The following is a 21,773-nucleotide window of genomic DNA, read 5'->3' as shown; positions in this document are numbered from 1 at the left end:
AGTTTCTTCGTCGCTGCGTTTTCGGATTCGCTGCGCGTCACGCGAGCTTCAACGGCAGTGAGCGCAAGCGCTGGCCCGTCAACGCGAACACGGCATTCGCCACCGCCGGCGCGACCGGCGGCACGCCCGGCTCGCCCACGCCTTGCGGATGCATCTGGCTCGGCATGATGTCCGTGTCGATCACCGGGCAATCGTTGATCCGCACGACCGGGAAATCCACAAAGTTCTTTTGCTGCACCTGACCGTTGACGAGGGAGATTTCGTCCTGCAACGCGGTGGAGAGACCGAACACGATCGCGCTTTCCATCTGCTGACGGATCAGATTCGGATTGACCGGCATGCCGCAATCGATCACGCAGACCACCCGATGCACGCGAATCCCCTTATCCGGCCCGATCGACACCTCCGCCACCTGCGCGACCACGCTGCCGAACGCCTCGTGCAACGCAACGCCACGCGCGCGCGGCGCGCCGTCGGCGGCATGCGTCAACGGATGCCCCCAGTCCGACAAAACCGCAACCCGCCTTAACACCGCCAGATGTCGCGGATGCTGCGCGAGCAGCGCGGCGCGAAACGCAATCGGATCCTGGCCGGCGGCCACGGCGAGTTCGTCGGTGAAACCCTCGGTGAAAAACGCCTGATGCGAATGACCCACCGAGCGCCAGAAGCCGACCGGCACCGGCAATTCGACAATCTTGTGCGCCACGCGCGCGGCGGGCCATTCGTAGGGCTGATCGAAGGCGCCTTCGCAGGTGGTCTTGTCGATCGGAATGCGCGGCACGCCGTAATAGCGCGCGAGAGATTCCGGCACGATCGCCTGACTGGCCGACGTGGCCTGCCACGCCACCAGTTTGCCGTCGTTGTCGAAACCGGCCTTCAGCCGCGACACGCACGCGGGACGATAGAAATCGTGAGTAAAGTCCTGGGCCCGCGACCAGATGGTTTGCACCGGACGGCCGCCGCCCTCGCGCGCAATCGCCGCGGCCTGGGCGATGAAATCGAGTTCCAGGCGCCGCCCGAACGCGCCGCCTAACAGAAGCGTTTGCACGTCAACCTTGTCGGCGTCGAGATCCAGCACCTTCGCCACGTGATGCCGCGCGAGCGCGGGCATTTGCGTGGAAACCCAGACCGCGGCCGAGCCGTCCGTGACCTGTACGGTGCAGTTGGGCGGCTCGACCGCGCCGTGCGCGAGATACGGCGCGCGATATTCCGCGCTGACGGTACGCGCCGCGCGGCTCAACGCGGCGTCTACGTCGCCCAGACGGTAGTAGGCGTGGCCGTCGCCATCGTCCAGTGCTTGCGCGAGATGGCGGTCCACGTCCGCGTTCGACAGCTTCGCCGCCGGGCCGTCATGCCAGTCCACCTCCACGGCGGTGACCGCGTTCATCGCGCGAAACGGGTTGTCCGCGATCACCGCGACGCCACCCGTGCCGCCGTTATACGGCGCGACGGCGAAGGCCTTGATGAAGCCCGGCATTTTCCCGGCGGCCGTTGCATCGAACCTGGCGACCGAACCGCCCAGCGTCGGGCACATGACGACGCTCGCATAGAGCAGGCCGTCGGGAAGCGCGTCGATACCGAAGCGCGCCGTGCCGTTGATCTTCGACGCCGCTTCGATACGGCGTAGCGGTTTGCCGATCAGCTTGAAGCCGGCGGGATCTTTCAACGCCACCTGGCGCGGCAGCGGTTGCTGAGCGGCCATCGACGACAATTCGCCGAAGCTTGCCTTGTGTCCCGACGGGTGCAGCACGTGGCCGCCTTCCGCGCGGCATTCACCGGCCGGCACTTTCCATTGCGCGGCCGCCGCGCCGATCAGCATGGCGCGGGCGGAAGCGCCGGCTTCGCGCATCGGCGTCCAGAGATCGTTGATGCTCGATGAGCCGCCCGTCATCATCGTGCCGGCTTCGCTCACCACCTTGCGGGTCATCCAGACGGTGGCGCGCTTGATGGCGCTGTCGTCGTCGGGGCGAAACGGCAGGTCGTCGATGATGTTCTGCACGCTGTTGTAGATCCTGTCGATGGGCGAGTCTTCGACCCGCACTTGCGACCAGTCGGCGTCGAGTTCTTCGGCGAGCAGCATGGCGAGGCCCGTGTGGATGCCCTGGCCCATTTCCGCCTTGCACATCATGATCGTCACGCTGTTGTCGGCGGCGATCTTGACCCAGCCGTTGAGCGCCACCTGTGTGCCTTGCGCCGGCAGCGGCATGGACGTGGTCAAACGCTGCCCAGGCGGCAGCACCGACCACCCGACCAGCAGCGCGCCGACAGCGCCGGCGCCGCCGAGCAGGAAGGTTCTGCGCTTTAACATGACATGGCTCGATCAGCTCGCACGCTGGCTGTGAAGCTATGAAAGCGCGGTCGGCGCCTTGGCGTTGTTCCTCGGAATAGTAATAAGACGGGCGAGCCGATGTGAGACTTAAATGCTTGCGTTCAGGTCAGGACGGCGCGGGGCGGGAGATGCGGGGGAAGGTGGGAATGGGGGGAAGTCGCGGGGTGTTTCATTAAATGCGGTGGGGACGGTTTGTTGGGACGGTTTGTTGGCATGGCCGGAGATGTCGCAATTGGCGCGTCGCCATTCCTGACATCCAAGGTAGATTTTCGCTCACATAAAGCAGCGCTTTCCGCTGCCTCTCACTTTTACAAACGAATACCCTCGTATTACGAATGGGTACAGCGCTGGCTCTGTCCGCGTGTAGCGGAAGCGGGTTGAGTGACACCGCTTCTGTATCTCAGGGCCGGTTCGCCCACTACGGTAAACGCGCCTTGCGTGAGAGCATTCGCTTCAGGCAGTGGCGCCCAATGCATCATGTCGAGCCCGGCAGCAGGCACTTATTACGTCATAGTGAGCCCAAATACAAATCTCAACGACGACGTGCTTTACGCCACCTATACACCTTGAGGCTTGTGTTGGCGAAATGCATCTGCGTCGCTCTTACGCCGCGCAGATGCACAACTTCACGCATAAGCGAAGCTGGTTATCTTTGAAAATGCCTGACGCCACCGCCCATCATTCCTACGTCGTCGACATCGACGCCCTGATTGCTCGCGCGGACGCCGACTATTCCGCCTTACGCATGAGGGATGCGGAAAGCGGCTATCAACGCGCATTGGCCCTAAGCCCGCTCAACGTCCATGCCCTGCATCGTATGGGACTGGTGTGCGTGCACCTGAAAAAAATCGCCGAAGCAGATACTTATCTGGAGCGTGCTCTAAACGCCGATCCGGCACGTGCCGATCTGTGGGAACACGCGGGCCTGATTGCCGCGATAAAGGGCGAATACATACGTTCGGAAGCCTTCTACCGTCGTGCGCTCGGCCTCTCTGGAAGCACCGCAACGTTGCATCGCAATCTCGCGGATTGCCTGCGACTCAGCGGCCGCCTTGCTGATGCGAAAGTGCAATACAAAAAGGCTCTCTCCATAGAGCCGGACCTTCATCATGCGATACGTGCCATCGCGCGTTTGAGTGCCGAACTCGGGGAAACCGATGACGCCGCCGATTATTGGCTATCTGCCTGGGCGCTCGATTCATCTTCCCTGCAAGACGGGTTCGATCTGATCCATGCGCTAGCCAAAGCCAATCGAACGGTGCGGGTAAACGAAGCGGTCGCACAGATCAGCAAACGGGAAGCGGACAATCCTGAAGCATTGCAGGCGCTGTGTCTCGCGCTATACAGAGTGGACAGCTTCGCCAACATGCTGAATGTCGCCCGCCAGGCAATCAGGATGGATCCGCAACGCGTCGCGCTGCACCACTATGCCGCCCATGCCCTGAGCGTACGCGGCAGAGTTGCAGAAGCGTTGGTCTACAGCAGCGAAGCGGTACGGCTCGCGCCCGACGATCCAGTCATGCAGTGTCAGCTTGCATGCCTCGAACTGAGTCAGGGCGACTTCAAGAGCGGATGGGCGCGTCGCAATATGACTTACGCCATGCCGCTCGCGCGTGCCACGTTGGTTTTTCCGGATTTTCCGGTGTGGAACGGCGAACCGGTTTCCGGGTCTAGTTTCCTGCTCGTCGGCGAGCAAGGACGTGGTGACGAAATCCAGTTCATCCGGTTTGCCGAGTGGCTGCATCAGCAAGGCGCAGTTGTCGATGTACTGGTCAGCCAACCCGTCGCCAGAATTGCGGCCAGCATGACCGGCGTACGATCGGTGTTTACAAAATTACCGGCCGGTCCTTACGACTACTGGAGCCATATGCTAAGGATGCCGGAGCATATGAAGCTCGACCTGCCAATGCTCCCTGTTGCCATGCCATACATCTCGGCATCGCCGCTTCATGTTGACCAATGGCGGTCAAGGATCAATGCAGCTTCACCGTCAACTGCGTATAAGAAAACCGCGAGAATCGGCGTAGTGTGGGCAGGCGGCGCCCACACTGCTCTGGATCGATTCCGGTCGATTAGTATGGAAGCGCTGAAACCTCTATTGGAGCATCCGGGGACGACATGGTTTTCATTACAGAAAGGCGAGCATGAACGCGACAGCGAACGTCTGGCGGGCAAGTTCGATTTGCACACGCTCGGACCAGTCATCGAAGACTTCGCCGATACGCTCGCCATACTTGAAACGCTTGACCTGCTCATCACCGTTGATACGGCCGTCGCACATCTTGCCGGCGCGGCGAACCTTCCTGTCTGGGTACTCTTGCCCGCGTATTCGGAGTTGCGCTGGCTGACCGGCAGAACAGATAGCCCCTGGTATCCATCAATGCGGCTATTCCGCCAGCGCGAACTCGGAGAGTGGAACACCGTTGTCGAAGAAATGAGGGAGGCTCTGACGGATTGGTGCCGTACCGGACCGATATAGCCGCCGCACCTCTCCCTTGTTCCATTTCACCGCCGGTTCGACCCCGACACCACATCGATCCACACGGCCAGCACGAGAATGCTGCCCTTCACGATCATCTGCCAGTAAGCATCGACATCGAGCATCGACATGCCGTTATCGAGGCTCGCCATGACCAGTGCGCCGATCAACGCACCGTAGACCGTGCCGGAACCACCGCGCATCGACGTCCCACCGATAAAGCAAGCCGCAATAGCATCGAGCTCGCCCATCGATCCGGCCGAAGGCGACCCGGCAGCAAGCCGCGCCGTATTGACGATGCCGCCGAACGCGCACATCAGCCCCATCAGCGCGAAAATCGCCAGTTTCACGCGGTTGGTGTTGACGCCCGAGAGTCGCGTCGCTTCGAGGTTCGAACCAACCGCATAGATGCGCCGCCCGAACACCGTCTGCGTGGCGATCCACGTAAAGATACCCAGCAGCGCGAGCAGCAACAGGACCGGCACCGGAATACCGCCGTAACGGTCGAGCGTAGCGACAAAGCCGGCGAGAATCACGCCCGCGCCCACCACTTTCACGACGTCCTGCCAAACCGGCACCACACGCAACTGATAACGCTCGCGGTTTCGCCGCTGCCGTATCGTCAGAAATGCCAGCAGCACAAACAGCACCACGGCAAGCGTATCGCCCGCGAGCCTCGGCAGATATCCTTGCCCGACGAACACGAAGCCGTCCGACACCGGCGCAATCGTCGAGCCGCCTGTCACGCCGAGCAGAATGCCGCGATACGCCAGCATGCCGCCGAGCCCGACAATGAACGACGGCACGCGCCGGTAAGTCGACCACCATCCGTTGAACATGCCGATCAGCACGCCGAGCAACATCACCACGGGTAACGTGACGGCGAGCGGCCAGTGCCGGTTGACGTCGAGTATCGCCGCCACGCCGCCGAGCAAACCGAGTAGCGACCCGACCGACAGATCGATCTCGCCGGCAATGATCACGAACACCATGCCGCACGCGAGCATGCCGGTAATCGACATCTGCCGCAGCAGGTTCGACAGATTGCGCGGCGTAACGAAAGCGCCGTGCGTCAGCACCGAAAAGAAAATCCAGATCGCGGCCACGGCGATCAGCAGCGCGAGAATCTTGTAGCGCGCAAACAGTTGCTGAAGGCGCTGCGGACCGCCGAATGCGCCTCGCGGCAGGGCTTCATCGGCGCGTTGGGAAGTAACGTCGGGCGTCATGCGGCACTCGCTACGGTTGGGTTCGGGGATCGCTGCACGGGACGGATCGCGGCACTGAGAATGTCCTCTTGCGTGAGACCGTCGTTGACGAAATCGCCTCGCAACTCGCCTTCGCCGATCACCAGCACGCGATCGCTGATACCGAGCACTTCGGGCAATTCGGAGGACACCATCACGATCGACATGCCGCGCTGCGCCAGCTGAAAAATCAGTTTGTAGATTTCGTATTTCGCGCCGACGTCCACGCCGCGCGTGGGTTCGTCGAGAATCAGCACTTTCGGATTGGTCAGCAGCATGCGTGTCAGCACGGCCTTCTGCTGATTGCCGCCCGACAGACTCGCAATCGATAGCATGGGATGCGCGGCGCGTACCGAGAGCCGCTTCATCTCCGTGTGAATCGTATCGAGTTCGGCTGCGGAGTCGATCCGGCCAGCCGACGCGAAGCGCCCCAACACCGCCAGCGTGATGTTGTGGCCGACGCTCAGCCCCGGCACGATGCCGTGGCGTTTGCGATCTTCCGGCACCATGCCGATGCCGGCGCGAATCGCGTCCACAGGTGCGCGAATCTTGAGCGGCTTGCCCTCCATCACCACGGTTGCCTCGCTCACACCCGGATACGCCCCGAAGATCGCCTGCATCAACTCCGTGCGCCCCGCGCCGACCAGGCCGGCCACGCCGAGAATCTCACCACGCCGCAGCGCGAACGACACATCGTTCACACGCTTGCGACGCGGATTGGTCACATCGAAACAGGTGACGTGCCGCGCTTCGAAGATCACGTCGCCGATTGGATGCGGCTCGCGCGGAAACAGGTTCTTGATCTCGCGGCCCACCATTAGCGAAATGATGCGGTCGGTCGTAAGCGCGCGCATCGGCTCGGTCGCGACATGACGGCCGTCGCGAATCACGCTGATGGTGTCGCATACAGCCGCCACTTCGTCGAGCTTGTGCGAGATATACACGCAGGCCACGCCGCGCCGCTTCAGATCACGCACGATGTCGAGCAGAATGCTGATCTCGGATGCCGTCAACGAAGAGGACGGTTCATCGAGAATCAGCAGCTTTGCGCGCTTGTTCAGCGCCTTGGCAATCTCGATCAGCTGCTGATGGCCGCCGCCGTAGTTCATCACCGGCTGCGCGGCATTGATTCCGCTAATGCCGAGTTCGCGCAGCAGCTCATCGGCGCGCTGATACATCGCGGCGTAATTCATGCGCCCGCCAGGCAGCGTGATTTCATTGCCGAGAAAGATGTTCTCCGCCACCGACAATTCCGGCACCAGCATCAACTCCTGGTGAATGATGATGATGCCGGCGCGTTCGGTGTCACGCACACTGGCGGCTTTCAACGGCGCGCCTTCCCAGATGATCTCGCCATCCCAGGTGCCCCACGGATACACGCCGGAGAGTACTTTCATCAGCGTGGATTTGCCCGCGCCGTTCTCGCCGCACAGGCCCACGCACTCGCCCGGTGCGATCGTGAGGTCGATGCCGTCGAGCGCCTTCACGCCGGAAAACGTCTTGACGATGCCGCGCATCGTCATGAGAGGTTGCGTCATTCGCTATGCCTCGCTATAAGGCGCGCGACGGCGCCGACACGCATGACACGCATCGGCGTACGCCGCGCACACGTTACGCTCATTGGCTCGCGAGCTGGGCCTGGGTGTAGAAGCCGTCCTTGACGACTACGTCGACATTGGTCTTGGTAAGCAGCGTGGGTTGCAGGAGCACCGTGTCGACCTTCTTCTTGCCGTTGTCGTATTGCGCGTTATAGCCGGGCTTCTGGCCCTTCGCAAGTGCCACGGAGAGCTTGGCCGCTTCGCTCGCAATCAGTTTCAACGGCTTGTAGACGGTCATGGTCTGCGTACCGGCAATCACACGCTTGACCGCCGCAAGGTCGGCGTCCTGGCCCGAAACCGGCACCTTGCCCGCCAGGTGCTGCGCGGCGAGCGCCTGGATCGCGCCGCCCGCTGTGCCGTCGTTCGAGGCGACGATCGCGTCGATCTTGTTGTTGTTCGCCGTCAGCGCATCTTCGACAATACGCAGCGCCGTGGATGCGCTCCATTCCGGCACCCACTGCTGACCGACCACTTTAATGTCGCCCTTGTCCATAGCGGGCTTCAGGATTTTTAGCTGGCCTTCACGCAGCATCTTGGCGTTGTTGTCGGTTGGCGCGCCGCCGAGCAGGAAGTAGTTGCCCTTGGGTTGCGCGTTGTAGACGCCTTGCGCCTGCAATTCGCCCACTTTCTCGTTATCGAACGAGATATAGGCATCTACGTCGGCGTCTAGAATCAGGCGGTCATACGAGACGACCTTGATGCCCGCTTTCTTCGCTTCGGCCACCACATTGCCGAGTGTCTTCGAATTGAACGGCACGATCACGATGACATCCACGCCGCGCGAGATCAGGTTTTCGATCTGCGAGATCTGCCGCTCTTCGCTCGCGTCGGCGGATTGCACCGATACTTTCGCGCCGAGCTTCTCTGCCGCGGCGACGAAATAGTCACGATCGCGCGACCAGCGCTCCACGCGCAGATCGTCGATACAGAAGCCAATTTCCGGATGATCCTTGCTTGCATGCGCGAGCGGCGCGGCAAGCGAGAGGCTGGCGAGCACCGCTCCACACACGAGCGAACTCAATACACTACGACGTGTTGCGAATTTCATGTCTGTCTCCTTCTTCTGATAGCCGGAATACCGGATGGGCGGCCTGCGCTGCGAGCCGCAGGACCGGACAAGCGACAACCCAAAGCTTCCTGTTTCGCGCGGTCGACGTGGCAGCGCGATTTTTATGTGGTGCTGCTACCTACTCATGCACTGCTTCCTGCAATACTCGTCAGCGTCCGCTGTAAATAGCCTGATTCACGATGTTTTCCATGAGCTCCTGGTGGCCGCTTGCATGCTGCGGGTTCAGACCGCGCGCGAGCGCATCCGTTGCCAGCGTGGAGAGCGAATAGTCGCCGGACAGGATCTTGCGTCCAAAGTCTGCGTCCCAACCCGCATAGCGTTGACGCTTGAATTGATCGAGGCGGTCGTTTTCGATCAGCACCGCCGCGCGCTCGACGGCGAGCGCGAGGTTATCGATTGCACCGATGTGGCCGTAGAACAGATCTTCCGGATCGACACTCTGGCGCCGCACTTTCGAGTCGAAGTTCATGCCGCCCGTGGTGAAGCCGCCGTGTTTGAGAATTTCGTAGAAGGCAAGCGTCAACTCTTCCACACTATTTGGGAACTGGTCGGTATCCCAGCCGTTTTGCGGGTCGCCGCGATTCGCGTCGACGCTGCCGAAAATACCCAGCGCATAGGCCGTGGCGATCTCGTGATGAAACGAGTGACCCGCGAGCGTTGCGTGATTGGCCTCGATGTTTACCCGGATCTCTTTCTCCAACCCGTGTTGCAGCAGGAAACCGTGTACGGTTGCGACATCGTAATCGTATTGATGCTTGGTCGGTTCCTGCGGCTTGGGTTCGATCAGCAGCGAGCCTTTAAAGCCGATCTTGTGCGCATGGTCCACGACCATATGCAGAAAACGGGCAAGTTGATCGCGCTCACGCATGAGGTCGGTATTGAGCAACGTGTCGTAACCCTCGCGGCCGCCCCACAGGACGTAGTTGTCGCCGCCTAACCGCTGGGTCGCATCGAGCGCGTGGCGCACCTGCGTCGCCGCAAACGCGAACACCTCCGGATCGGGGCTGGTGGCCGCGCCGGCCGCGTAACGGGGATGCGAAAACAGATTGGCCGTGCCCCACAGCAGCTTGATGCCGGTGTCCTCCTGCTTGCGTGCCAGATAATCCGTAATGCGCAGGAAGTTTTCGCTGTATTCCTTCAGGCTCGAACCTTCGGGCGAGACGTCGGTATCGTGAAACGTGTAGTACGGCGTACCGAGCTTCGAGAAGAACTCGAATGCGGAGTCCGCCTTCTGCCGTGCCCGCTCCATTGCATCGCCGGCTTGCTGCCAGGGACGCCGAAACGTTCCCTGCCCGAAAATATCCACGCCCGGCCAAACGAATGTGTGCCAATAGCACACCGCAATGCGCAGATGTTCTTCGAGGGTTTTACCGAGTACCTTTTTACTTTTATCGTAGTGGCGATAGGCAAGCGGGTTGTCCGATTGTGGGCCTTCGTAGCGGATCTCGGGAATGTGTTCGAAATAGGACATCTGCGTCTCCAGTTATGTTGCACCGCAACCCGTGCGACGTCGTCGCGCCGGTCGACAAGGTGACGCCATGCTGCCGCTTGCCAGATGCGTCGGCAATTGCGAAATTGCGCAGCGTGCTTGATGTTTCTTACCGCCTTCCATTTTGTTTCGCACCGGCGCGTGATTCGGGGCCTAGAATAACCGGACGCTTAAAACCGGTGCCGCGTGAAACGCGTGCCCTGCCCACTGCCATGACTCGTCCGCAAACACCGCAAACCAGCCACCGGATCGCGCTGCTGTTCAACGCGAACAAGGTCTATGACCGCGAGATCATCACTGGTATCGGCAATTACCTGCTGTCCACGCGCGTGGCGTGGGACCTCTTTCTGGAAGAAGACTTTCGCTGCCGGCTGACGGGCATCGAGCGTTTCGACGGCGACGGCATCATTGCGGATTTCGACGATCCCGCCGTAGGCGAAGCACTGCGCGATTGTCCGTTGCCCGTGGTCGCCGTGGGTTCATCGTTCGAAGATCCCGCGCACTATCCTCCGGATTTACCCTATATCGCCACCGACAACAGCAAGCTCGTCTCGCTCGCCTATACGCATCTGATCGGCGCGGGTCTCGAACACTTCGCGCTGTATAGCCTGCCGCAGGCGCAGGAAAACCGCTGGGCGCAACAGCGCGAACTCGCGTTCGCCCATTTGCGCAGTGCGGATGGCCGCAGCACCGCACAGATAGACGGCGAGATATATCGCGGCCTTTCCACCAGCGCGCCGTCATGGAACCAGGCGACCGAGCAACTCACCGCATGGCTACGTGATTTGCCGAAGCCGGTCGGCATCATTGCCGTGACCGATGCGCGTGCCAGACACCTGCTGCAAGCGTGTCTGATTGCCGGCATTCCGGTGCCGGAGGAGGTCGCGATAATCGGCATCGACAACGATCCGCTAACGCGCACACTGACGCGCATTCCGCTTTCTTCGGTGATTCAGGGCACGGAAGAAATGGGCCGCACCGCGGCTCACCTTTTGCACCAGATGCTGCACGGTGCACGCTTTCCGGGGCGGCGCATTCTCGTGCCGCCGGTCGGCATCAACGTGCTCGAATCGACCCGGCATCAACCTCTTGCCAGTCCGTATGTGATGCGGGCTCGCCACTTTATCCGGCAGTACGCATGCCAGGGTATTCGCACCGAACAGGTTGCCGATTATGTGGGCGTGTCGCGCTCGTCGCTCGAAGAGTACTTCAGACGCGAGCGGCAGTGCACCGTGCATCAGGAAATTCTGCGCCATAAACTCGATGTCGCGAAAGCACTGCTGGCCAAGCGCGATGCGTCGAGCGCGGAAGTGGCGATCCGTTGCGGCTTCACGTCGCTGCAATACATGTACGCGGTGTTTCGCCGTGAACTCGGCTGTACGCCGCGCGAATACCAGGAGCGGGTGAATTCGACACCGGCGCCCGGCTGAGCATGCCTTTACCTTTTTATTCCACCGACGACATGATCAGCATCGCACAAGTTTCTTCCGAACCGTGGGGCACATTACACGGCGGCGATTCCGTCCGGCTCTTCACGCTGCGCAACGCACACGGCATGAAAGTCGCCATCAGCGATCTGGGCGCGACGCTGGTGTCGTGGCATGCGCCGGATCGCGCGGGCGTGCTCGGCGATATCCTGCTCGGCCACGACACGCCCGCCGAGTACGTGGCCGCCACCACTTATATGGGCGCACTGATAGGCCGCTGGGCGAACCGCATTGCCGATGCACGCTTCACGCTCGACGGTATCGAATACACACTCGACCGTAACGACGGCACGAACCTGCTGCATGGCGGCACGACGGGATTTCATCGCGCGCTGTGGGAAGCGGGCGAAGACAATGGCGCGCTGCTCATGCGGCTGGAGTCGCCCGAAGGCGACGCCGGTTTTCCGGGCAACGTGACTGCGCAAGTGCGCTACTCGCTCGACGACGACGGCACGCTGACCATCGCCTATGAAGCGATCACCGACGCCGCCACGCCGCTCAATCTGACAAGCCATCCGTACTTCAACCTCACGGGCCGGCCCGGCGCGGATATTCGCGGCCATATGCTGTCGATCGACGCCGACCGGTTCTTTGAAGTGGACGCCACCATGATTCCATGCAAGCTCGCGGAGGTAGCAGGCAACGCATTCGACTTCCGGCGCAGCGCGCCGATCGGTGCGCGGTTGGACTGGCCGCACGCGCAATTGGCAACGGCGGGCGGCTTCGATCATTGCTATGTACTGCGCGATACGCGTGACACCGGCATGAACGGCGCCACGCCGCCCATGCGCGAGGTTGCCTGCGCTTATGATCCCGGCAGCGGACGCGAATTGACGGTGTCGACCGATCAGCGCGGCTTACAGTTCTATACCGGTAATTCGCTGAATGGCGATACGGGACGCGGCGGCATTGCATATCAACCACACGCCGGTTTATGTCTCGAAGCAGGCGGCTTCCCGAACCAGGTCAATATGGCTGAGCAGGACGAAGTGATCGTGCGCGCCGGCAGCACCTATCGGCAAGTAACCGCCTATCGGGTAGATGTGCGCAAGGGCATATAAAGCGATTCTTCACATATATTACGGCCCACATTACATCACGCCGACTTGTTGTTTGTCGCAACACTGAATTACCGTCTTAGTGGTTTCCCCTGGATCACCCGCTTCCTAGAATCCCTGCAGGGTGCCAAAGATTGCTGCGGCGCCCCAAAAAAATATTCTCGGAGGGAAGCATCATGAAATCGCTCATCAAGGCAGCGACGCTAGTCGTCGTGCTCGCAGTCCCGCTCGCGTCATTCGCGCAATCCGAGCAACCGGTCACGCGTGCCGAAGTCAAGGCACAATTGAAGCAACTCGAACAGGCCGGCTACAACCCCGCGGTAGCAACCGACGCCGTCTATCCCGCCGACATTCAGGCCGCCGAAGCCCGCGTTTCCGCGCGGAACAATGCAGCGACGGCATACGGCCCTTCTACGGCCGGCTCGTCCGAAACCGGCTCCGGCGTTCCGGCCGGCAATCCGAATCTGCAAGGGCAATAGCACGCGTTTTTCGCGTGGTCCGATCGCAATCCGATAAGCGCGCCAGTCTGCAAGACCCTCAGGCGTTATCGCTGGCCACGCTGGTCGGATCGGCAAAGATACGATCACGCCCGGCCTCTTTTGCCTGATACAGCAGACGATCGGCGCGCCTGAAAAGACGATCCACGTCGCGCGAATCGCACGCTGATGCGAAGGCGACGCCAAAGCTCGCGGTAATGTTGAAACCGTCTCCACCGCTAACAGGAATTCGCGTCTCTCTGATCCTGCAACGCAAACGCTCCGCTACGGCAAGCGCCTGGGCCGCATCTTGCACACGGCTCAGCACGGCGAACTCTTCCCCACCCCATCTCGCAACGACATCCGCTTGCCGGCAGGTTTCACGGCAAAGGCGCGCCACGAGCTGTAGCGCATGATCGCCAGTGGCGTGACCATATGTGTCGTTGATCTTCTTGAAGTGGTCAATGTCGAACATGATCAGCGCGAGCTCGGGCTCGGCCGCGTTCCGTTCAGCACAGCTCAGGCGCGCCCGGCTTTCGAATGCGCGGCGGTTGAGCAGATGAGTCAGAAAGTCCGTTTCCGCCGTGGCTTTGAGTTCCTGAATCAGACGGCCACGCTCCCGTTCGAGCTGCTGCCTCTCCACACTATTCGCCTTCAGCACACCGATCGCATTGAACATGGCCTTGATCTCGCCGCGATAGCGCGCTGCCGGAATCTCCGCCGTGAGGTCGCCGTTTGCAATTGCTCCAATTACATGGGTCGCATCGACAAGCGGTCGAATCACGCGCCTTCTGAATAACATCGCCATCGAGAGCAGGATCATGATCAGCAGAAAGGCGGCCAGTGCGCTGACCGCCAGAAGACCCAATGCATTGCTGCGATGAAAACGGATTTCCGTATCAGCAAGATCCAGCACCTGATCGCGGAACGCCGTAATTGGACGCATCATCGGCACGTAGTGGTCCGCGAGCTGCGCAGGTGATATCGCAACGCCGCCCGGCCGGGTCGCGAGGCTGCGGACGTCGGTAATATAGGCCATACCCTCGCCGAAGTACTGCCGGTTCATTCGGTCGAATGGCGCGGACTCCAGCATCGACCGGTCCCGGATATGCGAATCGATCAATTCGCGCAACTGATCGATTCTCCCCTCGGTGCGCTCGATAGCAAGCTGATCGCCTTCACCGAGCGCCCTGCGTGCGGTCAGCGCGGCGGTAAAGTGCGAGCCGAGCTGGCCGGCAGCTTCCCGCAGGTCAGCGGTCAGCGTAGCGAGGATCAGACAATTCAGCGCACGAGTATCGCCCCTGACCACGTTTGCGGCCAATGCATCGATGACCGGCGAGAATTGCGGAATGACCTTGATCATGCGGTCCACTGCGCTCGATAGCGCACGCTCCCGCCGCTGTGCCAGCGGCAGGCCAATGAGTTGATCGACGTTCGCGCGTGCGCCTGTAAGTTCGGCGCGCGCATTCTCTATGCGTGCAAGCTCGGTGGCACACCCCGGACAACGGCTGGATTGAAGCATCTCCAGCAACTTCTCGATCCGCGCATCACTCTCGCCACGGGCGCGAAGCAGCGACGCCCTTCTCGCCTCGGGGATCGGCAAATTTTCGCCTAGCACGCTATTGGTCGGGCCACGCTCCGCGGACACGCTCTCGATTGCCAGCAATCCGGCGCGATAGGTCTGGAACGCATAGAGCGCGTCGTCGGCCACCATGTACGCATGCCACTCGTGCACGACCAGCCTGCCGCACAAAAGCAGAACCGGAAGGAGCGCGGCGGCAACACTGATACCGAAGCGCCTGTCTATGGACATGGCGGAGAATGCTTTCCTGATCATGGAAACTTGCGCGAAACGTCGCGCGTCAAAATATGATGAATACCGCAGGCGGGTGCAAACGTATGCGGATGCTCCCACACACGTTGCAGCCGCCCGCGGGAGACGACATCAATCAGTGTTCGGCCGTTTCGCTCATGATAGCGGTCACAAGCCGCTGGCGCGCCGACCGATAGGCCACGCTATCCGGCCCATGACGCACCGCAGCCGCAATCAGGGCTCGCTGTGCTGTCGGATCCGACAGTCCCTTTGGCAGAATCGAATCCGTTTCGCTAAAAAACCTTGAGAATGGGCAAACCTGACAGGCCGAGTCGAGCGGCGCCGGCACAGCCGGTGGGACGACTCCGGGCGTGACGGGCACCGTTACGATATCAGACAGCCTGCCGAACGCTCGCGGATCTTCACAAATCAGATGCAGCCGCTCTTCCCAGATCAGCAGCGCGGCCAGCTTACCCAACGCGCTTCTCGCTTCCAGATATCGCGGTACGTGAGGCTGCTTATGCATCCACGCCGTCAACTGCTGTGCATTCATGGGGCGCGCGATTGCATAGCCCTGCGCGACATCCGCGCCGAGAATGACGATCGCTTCGAGCATGCCCGCATCTTCAATCCCTTCCACCACCACTGATTTACCCAACGAGCGGCCAAGCCGCGTCAATTGATAGACGAAACGCAACACGTTCGACGCGTCCTGACCGGCAACACTCACGATACTGCGGTCAATCTTGATCCAGTCGAACGGCAGTTCGCGTAACCGGTTCAGGCTGCTGTGCCCGGACCCGAGATCATCTTCGGCCAGATTGATGCCGAGCAACTTGAATTTCGCCAGTTCGCCGGATACGTCCATACCGGATGGAAGCGCATCCGTTTCCAGAATCTCCAGCGTCAGCATGTCAGGACGGCAAAAGTATTCCGTCAACGCTTGCCGTGTCGCTTCAAAATAGCGGTTGTCGCCCATCGCACTGGACGGCAGATTGACCGACACTTTCAACTCGACGCCAACCTGCAACCAGCGGTTCCTCTGGGACAACACCTGTGCGAGTCCGCGAACGTAGAGCTCAAGGAAATCATCCGTGGATAGTGCCGGGAAAAACTCGCCGGGCGTCAGGACCCGATCGCCTTCGCGCAGCCGGGCCAGCGCCTCGACTTTGGTCACATGCCCGGTTTTAAGATCCAGTAGCGGCTGGTAGTGCATTTCCAGCGCATCGGACCGGAGCAGCGCCGCCCAATGTTGTCGCGTGGCGTACGGTACGGCATGAGTGCGCCCTTCCTGATTCTCGATCCGCGCGATTGCGAGCCCCAGAAGCGTTTGCAATGGCATGATAAAAGCCATCTGGTCTGCTGCCGAATAGCCGCCTGGAAACGCGCTATACAGCGAGAGGATGGCCTTGGGCGGATGCCCGGGTTGCCGCAAAGGAATCGCCACGCTGGAGCGGAAGTTCTCGTACAGCGCCAGCGCTCTCCACGGCTCCATTAGCGGATCCGTTGCAAAGTTGATGCTTCGCTCCACGTTCCCGCTACGCCAGGCGCGCCCGACTGGTCCCTGCCCCTGCGGTAGATCGCCATTCGAGACCGGCCGCTCCGTGGAATTCTCCAACTCGGCAAGATACCGCTCCATCGACTTGCCTGACACCGACTCGAAACGAAAGACCCCGTCACTATCGGGCCGGCCAACCGAACAGCCTGTCACCTCGTCATGTTCACCGAGTATCTGAACAACGCGGCCGATCAGATCCGTATAGCTCTCCACTTCCCACGCGAGCTGAGTCACGCGCATCAACACGTCTTGCCGCGAAGTCTGCAGACGCTGGTAGGCCTCCGTCTGCCACGCCAGATCCTGCGTCAGGCGCCTTCCCAGCACCGCCAGCGCTATTCCGTGCACTGTCGTATCGAGTGTGTCGTGAATCGCTGCGGACAGGATGCCCCTACTGCGAATCAGATCTTCCCACTCTAATCCTACGATGGCATGGATACGTCCAACTCGCAGCGCCATCGTACGGTGATCCATCGCGGTCAGATCCGGTGACGCGAGCGCGTACAGATTCTGGATCTGTTGTGTCTTGAGATGCTGAAGTTCATGTTCCGAAAGCGCCGCCAGCGTGTGCTTCGATTTGGGCAGACGAATCAGGCCATCGTAGAAGCGCTTCACAATCTCGACAGCGTTGTGCCGCAAAACCTCCGTCAGGGAGGTGAGTGCCGACGCCCGTGCCTGGCTGTACAGATGCGAACCATCGTCCATCAGATCGTTGTCAGGCGTTGCGTCGGAAACGTCGTTCGACATGGCCATGGAGACTCCGGGGTGTAGGCTTTCTTGCAGGTTGTTTGCAGCGAGACGTACAGACAGCCTGGCATGGGCTCGTTCCGATCCGAAGGTCCGAAGGTACTCATAGGCCAGGCGTCTGTTTCAGCGGCTTACGCAGTCCGTACGCGCAGCGTGGGTGCCGATGGCTTCAAGGCGGGCGTAGGCGCTACCCCGACGCGCACCGGAACCGCACTGCGTGCCTGAGCGGCAATGCGTATGCCGGCGCCATGCTAGGCGTCCAGCCGGAACGTGGAAACAATGGCCTTCAGATCGTCTGCCTGCATCTCCAGCGAACTGGCTGCGGCCGCGGCTTCTTCAACCAGTGCCGCGTTCTGCTGCGTGACCTGATCCATCTGCGTGACGGCCTCGTTCACCTCGCCGATGCCCTTGCTTTGCTCCTGCGACGAAGCCGCGATTTCACTCATGAGATCGGTCACGCGCCGAACCTCGTGCGTAATGCGGTCCATCGCTTCGCCGGCTTCCTGCGCGTATCCGGCTCCGGTGCGCACCCGTTGCACCGAATCGTGAATCAGCTCCCGGATCTCTTTCGACGCGGTCGAAGAACGCTGCGCGAGCGAGCGCACCTCCGAAGCAACCACTGCAAAACCTCTCCCCTGTTCGCCGGCACGCGCCGCCTCCACGGCCGCGTTCAAGGCAAGAATATTGGTCTGGAATGCGATGCTTTCGATCATGCCGACTATATCGGCGATCCTGTCGGAACTCGCGTTGATTCCGTCCATTGTTTCCACCACGCGCGTTACCACGGCGCCGCCCTGCTCGGCCACCTTAACCGCCTGAGCAGCGAGCTGATTGGCTTCATTCGCATTCTGGGCGTTCTGGCTGACCGTCGAGATCAGTTGTTCCATGCTCGCCGCGGTTTGCTCCAGAGACGCTGCCTGCTCCTCGGTGCGCTGCGACAGGTCCTGGTTGCCCACCGCGATCTGATGCGAAGCGGTAGCGATCGAATCGGCCGCAATCTTGATCCCGCTGATCGTGCGCGTGAGTTGCTCCTGCATGCTTTTCATCGAAAATAGCAGGCTGGAGCGATCGTCCCGGGTTGTCTTGACCACTGCGGTCAGGTCATTGCCGGCAATCTGGTTGGCAAGTTCGGCGGCATAAGACGGCTCTCCGCCCATTGCGCGAAGAATGCTGCGATTGAAGAGCACCACGACCGTCGATAAAGCCGCGACCATTACCAGCATGATTCCGAGGCTGCGATACAGCATTGAACGGAATGCCGCGTCGATATCGTCGACGTAAACTCCCGTGGTGAGAATCCAGTCCCACGGCTGATAGCTTACGTTGTAGGAAATCTTCGGAGAGGCTTGCGATGAACCCGGCCGTGGAAAGGCGTACTCGTTGAACCCCTTGCCGTCGCGCTTGATGGCATCAACCGCCGCCCGGAAGACATACACGCCGTTCGGATCTTTGTAGTTGCTGGCGTCTTTGCCGTCCATCTCCGGACGCGTTGGGTGCATCAGCACCGTTGCGTGCGAATCGATGATCGCGAAGTATCCTTCTTCGCCGTACCGGATGGCCCGGATTTTATTCATGGCCTGTTTCTTTGCTTCCGCCTCGGTCAGCGATCCTGCGGCTACCGCGTCTCCATATGTCTTCACAATGCCTAGAGCGATGTCGGAAGCGTGGACCAGGTCCCGCTTGCGATCTTCCAGCTGAGCCTCCCTCCCTTCCAAGGCGTTGTAGATCGATATACCAGCAAGACATAACAGGCTCAGAACAAGCGGAAACCAGAGCTTCTGGGAGAAGGACAACTTCATACGTAAACGAACCTCTCAAATTGACCGGGACGGGCAGATAGTTCTACTGCTCTATAGCCTGCTAACGGCCGACGGATCGATATCTTTAGCGATCAGGTCCGGAAAGAACGGAAGCTCACTTCGATATTATTTTCGGTGTACAAATTATTGTTGGACAGTCTTTTTATATATTTCGCCACTACCCTACAATGGCAATCCGGCGCATGGAATCAATTACGCCAGGCTAGACAACGCCGCCATCAAATAGCGTTACTTCATAGCGCCGATTCGAACAGACATCACACACCGCATTGGCGACCCCGGCCGGCAAACCTTCAACAAGGGTGCATTTATTTCGCAGGATCGTGTTGATTATTTTACGTTCTCTGTCCATCAACCCTTCAGCCTCGTTGCTCAATATTTCATCCAATATTGCGTAGAGTCGACATATCGCAGAACCAGACGCAGACACGATCGGCCACACATTCAACAAGTAGCACAGCGGTATTACCGCGCGCCTTTCGCACCATGCGTCGAACAACGTCAGACAACAGTCATCGACTGACTGGACGCATAAACACCAGAGATCACGCATGAGAAAACGTGTTGTTAAGCGGACGGTTCATATAGGCAACAAAGGTCTGACGAATGCCCTGCTGTTCGTGCGGAGGCTATTAGTATTCAGATAAGATCCCCACCACGATACCGGTTCGCGTCGCGACACTTCATTCTTTGCCGAGTCGGCAAACCTTCTCATTTGACTTTAGTCAACTTGATGCGCTGTGTCGATGAGCGCATGAAGTCGACCGGGGAATATGATCGGTTCAGGAGTGCGGTTCAGCCAGCTTTTCAGTTGGCACGCCGGATCTAATCCGGAGTGCCAATGCAGCGAAAAAGGTTGGTGAGGAGACACATGTAAGACAGCGAAATTTCTCCGGATACGCGATACAGCCATAAGCCGAATCGGCGTTCTCAGTTCTCCATTGCATCACAGGCTAATGACTACAATTCCGTCGAGACAGCCAATCGATGCGGCGCACGTCTCTGAGCGGACGGCCCGGCGCAGCACGTACGACTAGCGGACACTCGCGGGAGTGTCCACCCCCGAATGGATACGCCTCTCGCCAGTTTGTCGACGAAAGAGTCATGCTCCGCCAATCAAAACTACGCGACGCGAGCGAGTCACCCGGTACTCTTCATCAATGGATCACGAACTACTCATCGCCCTTGGCAAGCAATCTTTCGTCGGCGATCGCCCCAATCATTGCGCTCAATGTGGAATCCGCGAACTATGTCTTGGAAGCGGCCTTGACTTGCATCAGGTGTCCAATCTCGCCGACGTTGTTGTCGAAAGAAGGCGAGTGGAGCAAGGTGAGGTTCTCTACGAGCAAGGGGCGCCATTCACGCATCTGTTTGCGATTGCGAGCGGTTCGTCAAAGGCCGTAGTGCGCTCTGTCGACGGGCGCGCGCAGATTGCGGCACTCGCCCTGCGAGGTGACGTGGTGGGTTTCCTCGGTGCCGCGTCCGGAGCGCAGACCGTTACGGTGGTTGCGCTTGAGAATTCAGTCTTCTGTGTTATCCCTTACCGGCATCTGCTGCGGCGCATCTCCCAGAACCAGTTGATCGGCACTCAGTTTCATCGTCTCATTGCGCGCGTCATGCAACAACGGCAGGAGGCGTTCCTGTCCACCGCGAGCGCCAATGCCGAACGGCGCGTTTGTGGATTCCTGCTCTGGTTTTCGGACCAGCTCGCCGCGCGCAAACAGCACTTCACCGAGTTTTCGCTTCCCGTCAGTCGAACCGATATTGCCGACTTCGTCGGACTGCGACTGGAAACCGTGAGCAGGGCATTCACCCGGCTTTGCGATCTGAATCTCATCGAGGCCAAGGGGCGACATATCCGTATCCCTGACGTGCAGGGATTACGGCGATGGTTTTCAGCCTCACATTGAACGCCTGCGCACGGCTTGTCTCTTTGCTGATGCTATCGGTTGTCCGTTATGCGTTGGTTAGTGCTGCACGGCGACCGATTGCTGTGCGTGCGCCTTTGCAATCGCCACGCTTTTGGCAGGAGAACGTTTGCGCTTGGGGGCGTTGTCGGTAGCTTGCGATCCGTTCGCAATCCTGGATGCTTCGACAAGAAGGCGCGTTGCGTGGCTGGCGGTGAGACGCGCTTGAGGGACGCCCTTTGCATCGAGCGCAATCACCTGGAAGAGTTCGCGTTCGCATTCGAGATCCTGATGATATTGCTCGGCCGTGTCGACGAGCAATTCGAGCATGGTCTGACGGCGTCGTCTTTCGTCGCTCGTGACGGCAGGATTCCTACACATTGAAGACGCAAGTGTGATTAGCGTATTCAGTTTGCCCAGTTGCCGTTCGCATAGGTCGAATGCGGACAGCGCGAGCTTTTCGTATTGGAGTGCATCGACAGGCGGGCGTGAAGCGGGTTGATTTTTTGCGGTCTTGCTCATGGTGCGATCTCCCTGTTACTGCTCAGATCGCCCGACACTCGCTTGGAAAGTGGGTGAGCGGGCAGGTAGCGGGATTGGAAGACCGGGATACAAACAGACCGGCGAGCCTTGCGGCTCCCCCACTACAGCCCGCCCATTGGAATATAGACGTGCAGCAGTAGACGCACGCCCGCCTGGGCG

The 21,773-nt window shown here is 60.1% G+C and carries 14 protein-coding genes; 5 read left to right on the top strand and 9 right to left on the bottom strand.

From position 1 onward, the window contains the following. Positions 1 to 37 precede the first annotated feature (37 nt). Positions 38 to 2,308, bottom strand: a complete 2,271-nt coding sequence (locus tag BXE_RS24090) for a xanthine dehydrogenase family protein molybdopterin-binding subunit (RefSeq protein ID WP_011490745.1) — start codon at positions 2,306 to 2,308, stop codon at positions 38 to 40. A gap of 607 nt (positions 2,309 to 2,915) precedes the next feature. Here BXE_RS24090 and BXE_RS24085 point away from each other — a divergent pair. Further along, the gene (locus tag BXE_RS24085) at positions 2,916 to 4,808 is read left to right on the top strand and encodes a tetratricopeptide repeat protein (protein WP_011490744.1); all 1,893 of its coding nucleotides are present in this window, start codon (positions 2,916 to 2,918) and stop codon (positions 4,806 to 4,808) included. A 26-nt stretch (positions 4,809 to 4,834) separates the two neighbouring features. On the opposite strand, the gene BXE_RS24080 is transcribed toward BXE_RS24085, so the two are convergent. From BXE_RS24080 to xylA, 4 genes are all read right to left on the bottom strand, one after another. Beyond that, the gene (locus BXE_RS24080) at positions 4,835 to 6,034 is read right to left on the bottom strand and encodes a sugar ABC transporter permease (protein ID WP_011490743.1); all 1,200 of its coding nucleotides are present in this window, start codon (positions 6,032 to 6,034) and stop codon (positions 4,835 to 4,837) included. Further along, a complete protein-coding gene (gene xylG / locus BXE_RS24075) occupies positions 6,031 to 7,590 on the bottom strand; it encodes a D-xylose ABC transporter ATP-binding protein (RefSeq protein ID WP_011490742.1) in 1,560 nt (519 codons plus the stop codon). The genes BXE_RS24080 and xylG overlap by 4 nt, the downstream gene beginning before the upstream one ends. Positions 7,591 to 7,669: 79 nt before the next feature. Beyond that, positions 7,670 to 8,698 (bottom strand): D-xylose ABC transporter substrate-binding protein, encoded by a 1,029-nt coding sequence (gene xylF / locus BXE_RS24070; RefSeq protein WP_011490741.1) that lies wholly within the window; start codon positions 8,696 to 8,698, stop codon positions 7,670 to 7,672. A 169-nt stretch (positions 8,699 to 8,867) separates the two neighbouring features. Beyond that, complete coding sequence (xylA, locus tag BXE_RS24065; RefSeq protein ID WP_011490740.1) at positions 8,868 to 10,190, bottom strand: xylose isomerase; 1,323 nt, start codon at positions 10,188 to 10,190, stop codon at positions 8,868 to 8,870. Positions 10,191 to 10,420: 230 nt separating this feature from the next. Between xylA and BXE_RS24060 the strand changes: the two genes are divergently transcribed. The 3 genes from BXE_RS24060 to BXE_RS24050 all read left to right on the top strand — a co-directional run bounded on the left by BXE_RS24060 (position 10,421) and on the right by BXE_RS24050 (position 13,232). Beyond that, positions 10,421 to 11,638: a XylR family transcriptional regulator gene (locus BXE_RS24060; RefSeq protein ID WP_011490739.1), complete on the top strand. Its 1,218-nt coding sequence runs from the start codon at positions 10,421 to 10,423 to the stop codon at positions 11,636 to 11,638. 32 nt (positions 11,639 to 11,670) lie between these two features. After that, positions 11,671 to 12,756, top strand: coding sequence for an aldose epimerase family protein (locus tag BXE_RS24055; protein ID WP_040125030.1), 1,086 nt, complete (start codon positions 11,671 to 11,673; stop codon positions 12,754 to 12,756). Between the two features lie 173 nt (positions 12,757 to 12,929). Next, positions 12,930 to 13,232, top strand: a complete 303-nt coding sequence (locus tag BXE_RS24050) for a DUF4148 domain-containing protein (RefSeq protein ID WP_011490737.1) — start codon at positions 12,930 to 12,932, stop codon at positions 13,230 to 13,232. A gap of 58 nt (positions 13,233 to 13,290) precedes the next feature. Here BXE_RS24050 and BXE_RS24045 read toward each other — a convergent pair whose 3' ends face one another. The 3 genes from BXE_RS24045 to BXE_RS24035 all read right to left on the bottom strand — a co-directional run bounded on the left by BXE_RS24045 (position 13,291) and on the right by BXE_RS24035 (position 19,143). After that, positions 13,291 to 15,042: a GGDEF domain-containing protein gene (locus BXE_RS24045; protein ID WP_233518983.1), complete on the bottom strand. Its 1,752-nt coding sequence runs from the start codon at positions 15,040 to 15,042 to the stop codon at positions 13,291 to 13,293. A gap of 136 nt (positions 15,043 to 15,178) precedes the next feature. Beyond that, a complete protein-coding gene (locus BXE_RS24040; RefSeq protein ID WP_011490735.1) occupies positions 15,179 to 17,350 on the bottom strand; it encodes an EAL domain-containing protein in 2,172 nt (723 codons plus the stop codon). Between the two features lie 245 nt (positions 17,351 to 17,595). After that, a complete protein-coding gene (locus BXE_RS24035; protein ID WP_011490734.1) occupies positions 17,596 to 19,143 on the bottom strand; it encodes a methyl-accepting chemotaxis protein in 1,548 nt (515 codons plus the stop codon). A gap of 1,181 nt (positions 19,144 to 20,324) precedes the next feature. Here BXE_RS24035 and BXE_RS24030 point away from each other — a divergent pair. Beyond that, on the top strand, positions 20,325 to 21,074 hold the full coding sequence (locus BXE_RS24030) for a Crp/Fnr family transcriptional regulator (protein WP_011490732.1): 750 nt from the start codon (positions 20,325 to 20,327) through the stop codon (positions 21,072 to 21,074). A gap of 57 nt (positions 21,075 to 21,131) precedes the next feature. Here BXE_RS24030 and BXE_RS24025 read toward each other — a convergent pair whose 3' ends face one another. Next, on the bottom strand, positions 21,132 to 21,593 hold the full coding sequence (locus tag BXE_RS24025; protein WP_011490731.1) for a hypothetical protein: 462 nt from the start codon (positions 21,591 to 21,593) through the stop codon (positions 21,132 to 21,134). Positions 21,594 to 21,773 lie beyond the last annotated feature (180 nt).

Source organism: Paraburkholderia xenovorans LB400, from assembly GCF_000013645.1.
Classification (GTDB): domain Bacteria; phylum Pseudomonadota; class Gammaproteobacteria; order Burkholderiales; family Burkholderiaceae; genus Paraburkholderia; species Paraburkholderia xenovorans.
Note: the sequence above shows the minus strand (reverse complement) of the source record. Positions and strands in the feature narration are given on the sequence as shown.

Bases quoted from the DNA above. Each gene is read 5' to 3' on its own strand.
- BXE_RS24040 (WP_011490735.1), bottom strand. From the start codon at position 17,350: ATGGCCATGTCGAACGACGTTTCCGACGCAACGCCTGACAACGATCTG.
- BXE_RS24080 (WP_011490743.1), bottom strand. From the start codon at position 6,034: ATGACGCCCGACGTTACTTCCCAACGCGCCGATGAAGCCCTGCCGCGA.
- BXE_RS24060 (WP_011490739.1), top strand. From the start codon at position 10,421: ATGACTCGTCCGCAAACACCGCAAACCAGCCACCGGATCGCGCTGCTG.
- BXE_RS24030 (WP_011490732.1), top strand. From the start codon at position 20,325: ATGGATCACGAACTACTCATCGCCCTTGGCAAGCAATCTTTCGTCGGC.
- xylA (WP_011490740.1), bottom strand. From the start codon at position 10,190: ATGTCCTATTTCGAACACATTCCCGAGATCCGCTACGAAGGCCCACAA.
- BXE_RS24055 (WP_040125030.1), top strand. From the start codon at position 11,671: ATGATCAGCATCGCACAAGTTTCTTCCGAACCGTGGGGCACATTACAC.
- BXE_RS24025 (WP_011490731.1), bottom strand. From the start codon at position 21,593: ATGAGCAAGACCGCAAAAAATCAACCCGCTTCACGCCCGCCTGTCGAT.
- BXE_RS24090 (WP_011490745.1), bottom strand. From the start codon at position 2,308: ATGTTAAAGCGCAGAACCTTCCTGCTCGGCGGCGCCGGCGCTGTCGGC.
- xylG (WP_011490742.1), bottom strand. From the start codon at position 7,590: ATGACGCAACCTCTCATGACGATGCGCGGCATCGTCAAGACGTTTTCC.
- BXE_RS24050 (WP_011490737.1), top strand. From the start codon at position 12,930: ATGAAATCGCTCATCAAGGCAGCGACGCTAGTCGTCGTGCTCGCAGTC.
- xylF (WP_011490741.1), bottom strand. From the start codon at position 8,698: ATGAAATTCGCAACACGTCGTAGTGTATTGAGTTCGCTCGTGTGTGGA.
- BXE_RS24035 (WP_011490734.1), bottom strand. From the start codon at position 19,143: ATGAAGTTGTCCTTCTCCCAGAAGCTCTGGTTTCCGCTTGTTCTGAGC.
- BXE_RS24045 (WP_233518983.1), bottom strand. From the start codon at position 15,042: ATGTCCATAGACAGGCGCTTCGGTATCAGTGTTGCCGCCGCGCTCCTT.
- BXE_RS24085 (WP_011490744.1), top strand. From the start codon at position 2,916: ATGCATCTGCGTCGCTCTTACGCCGCGCAGATGCACAACTTCACGCAT.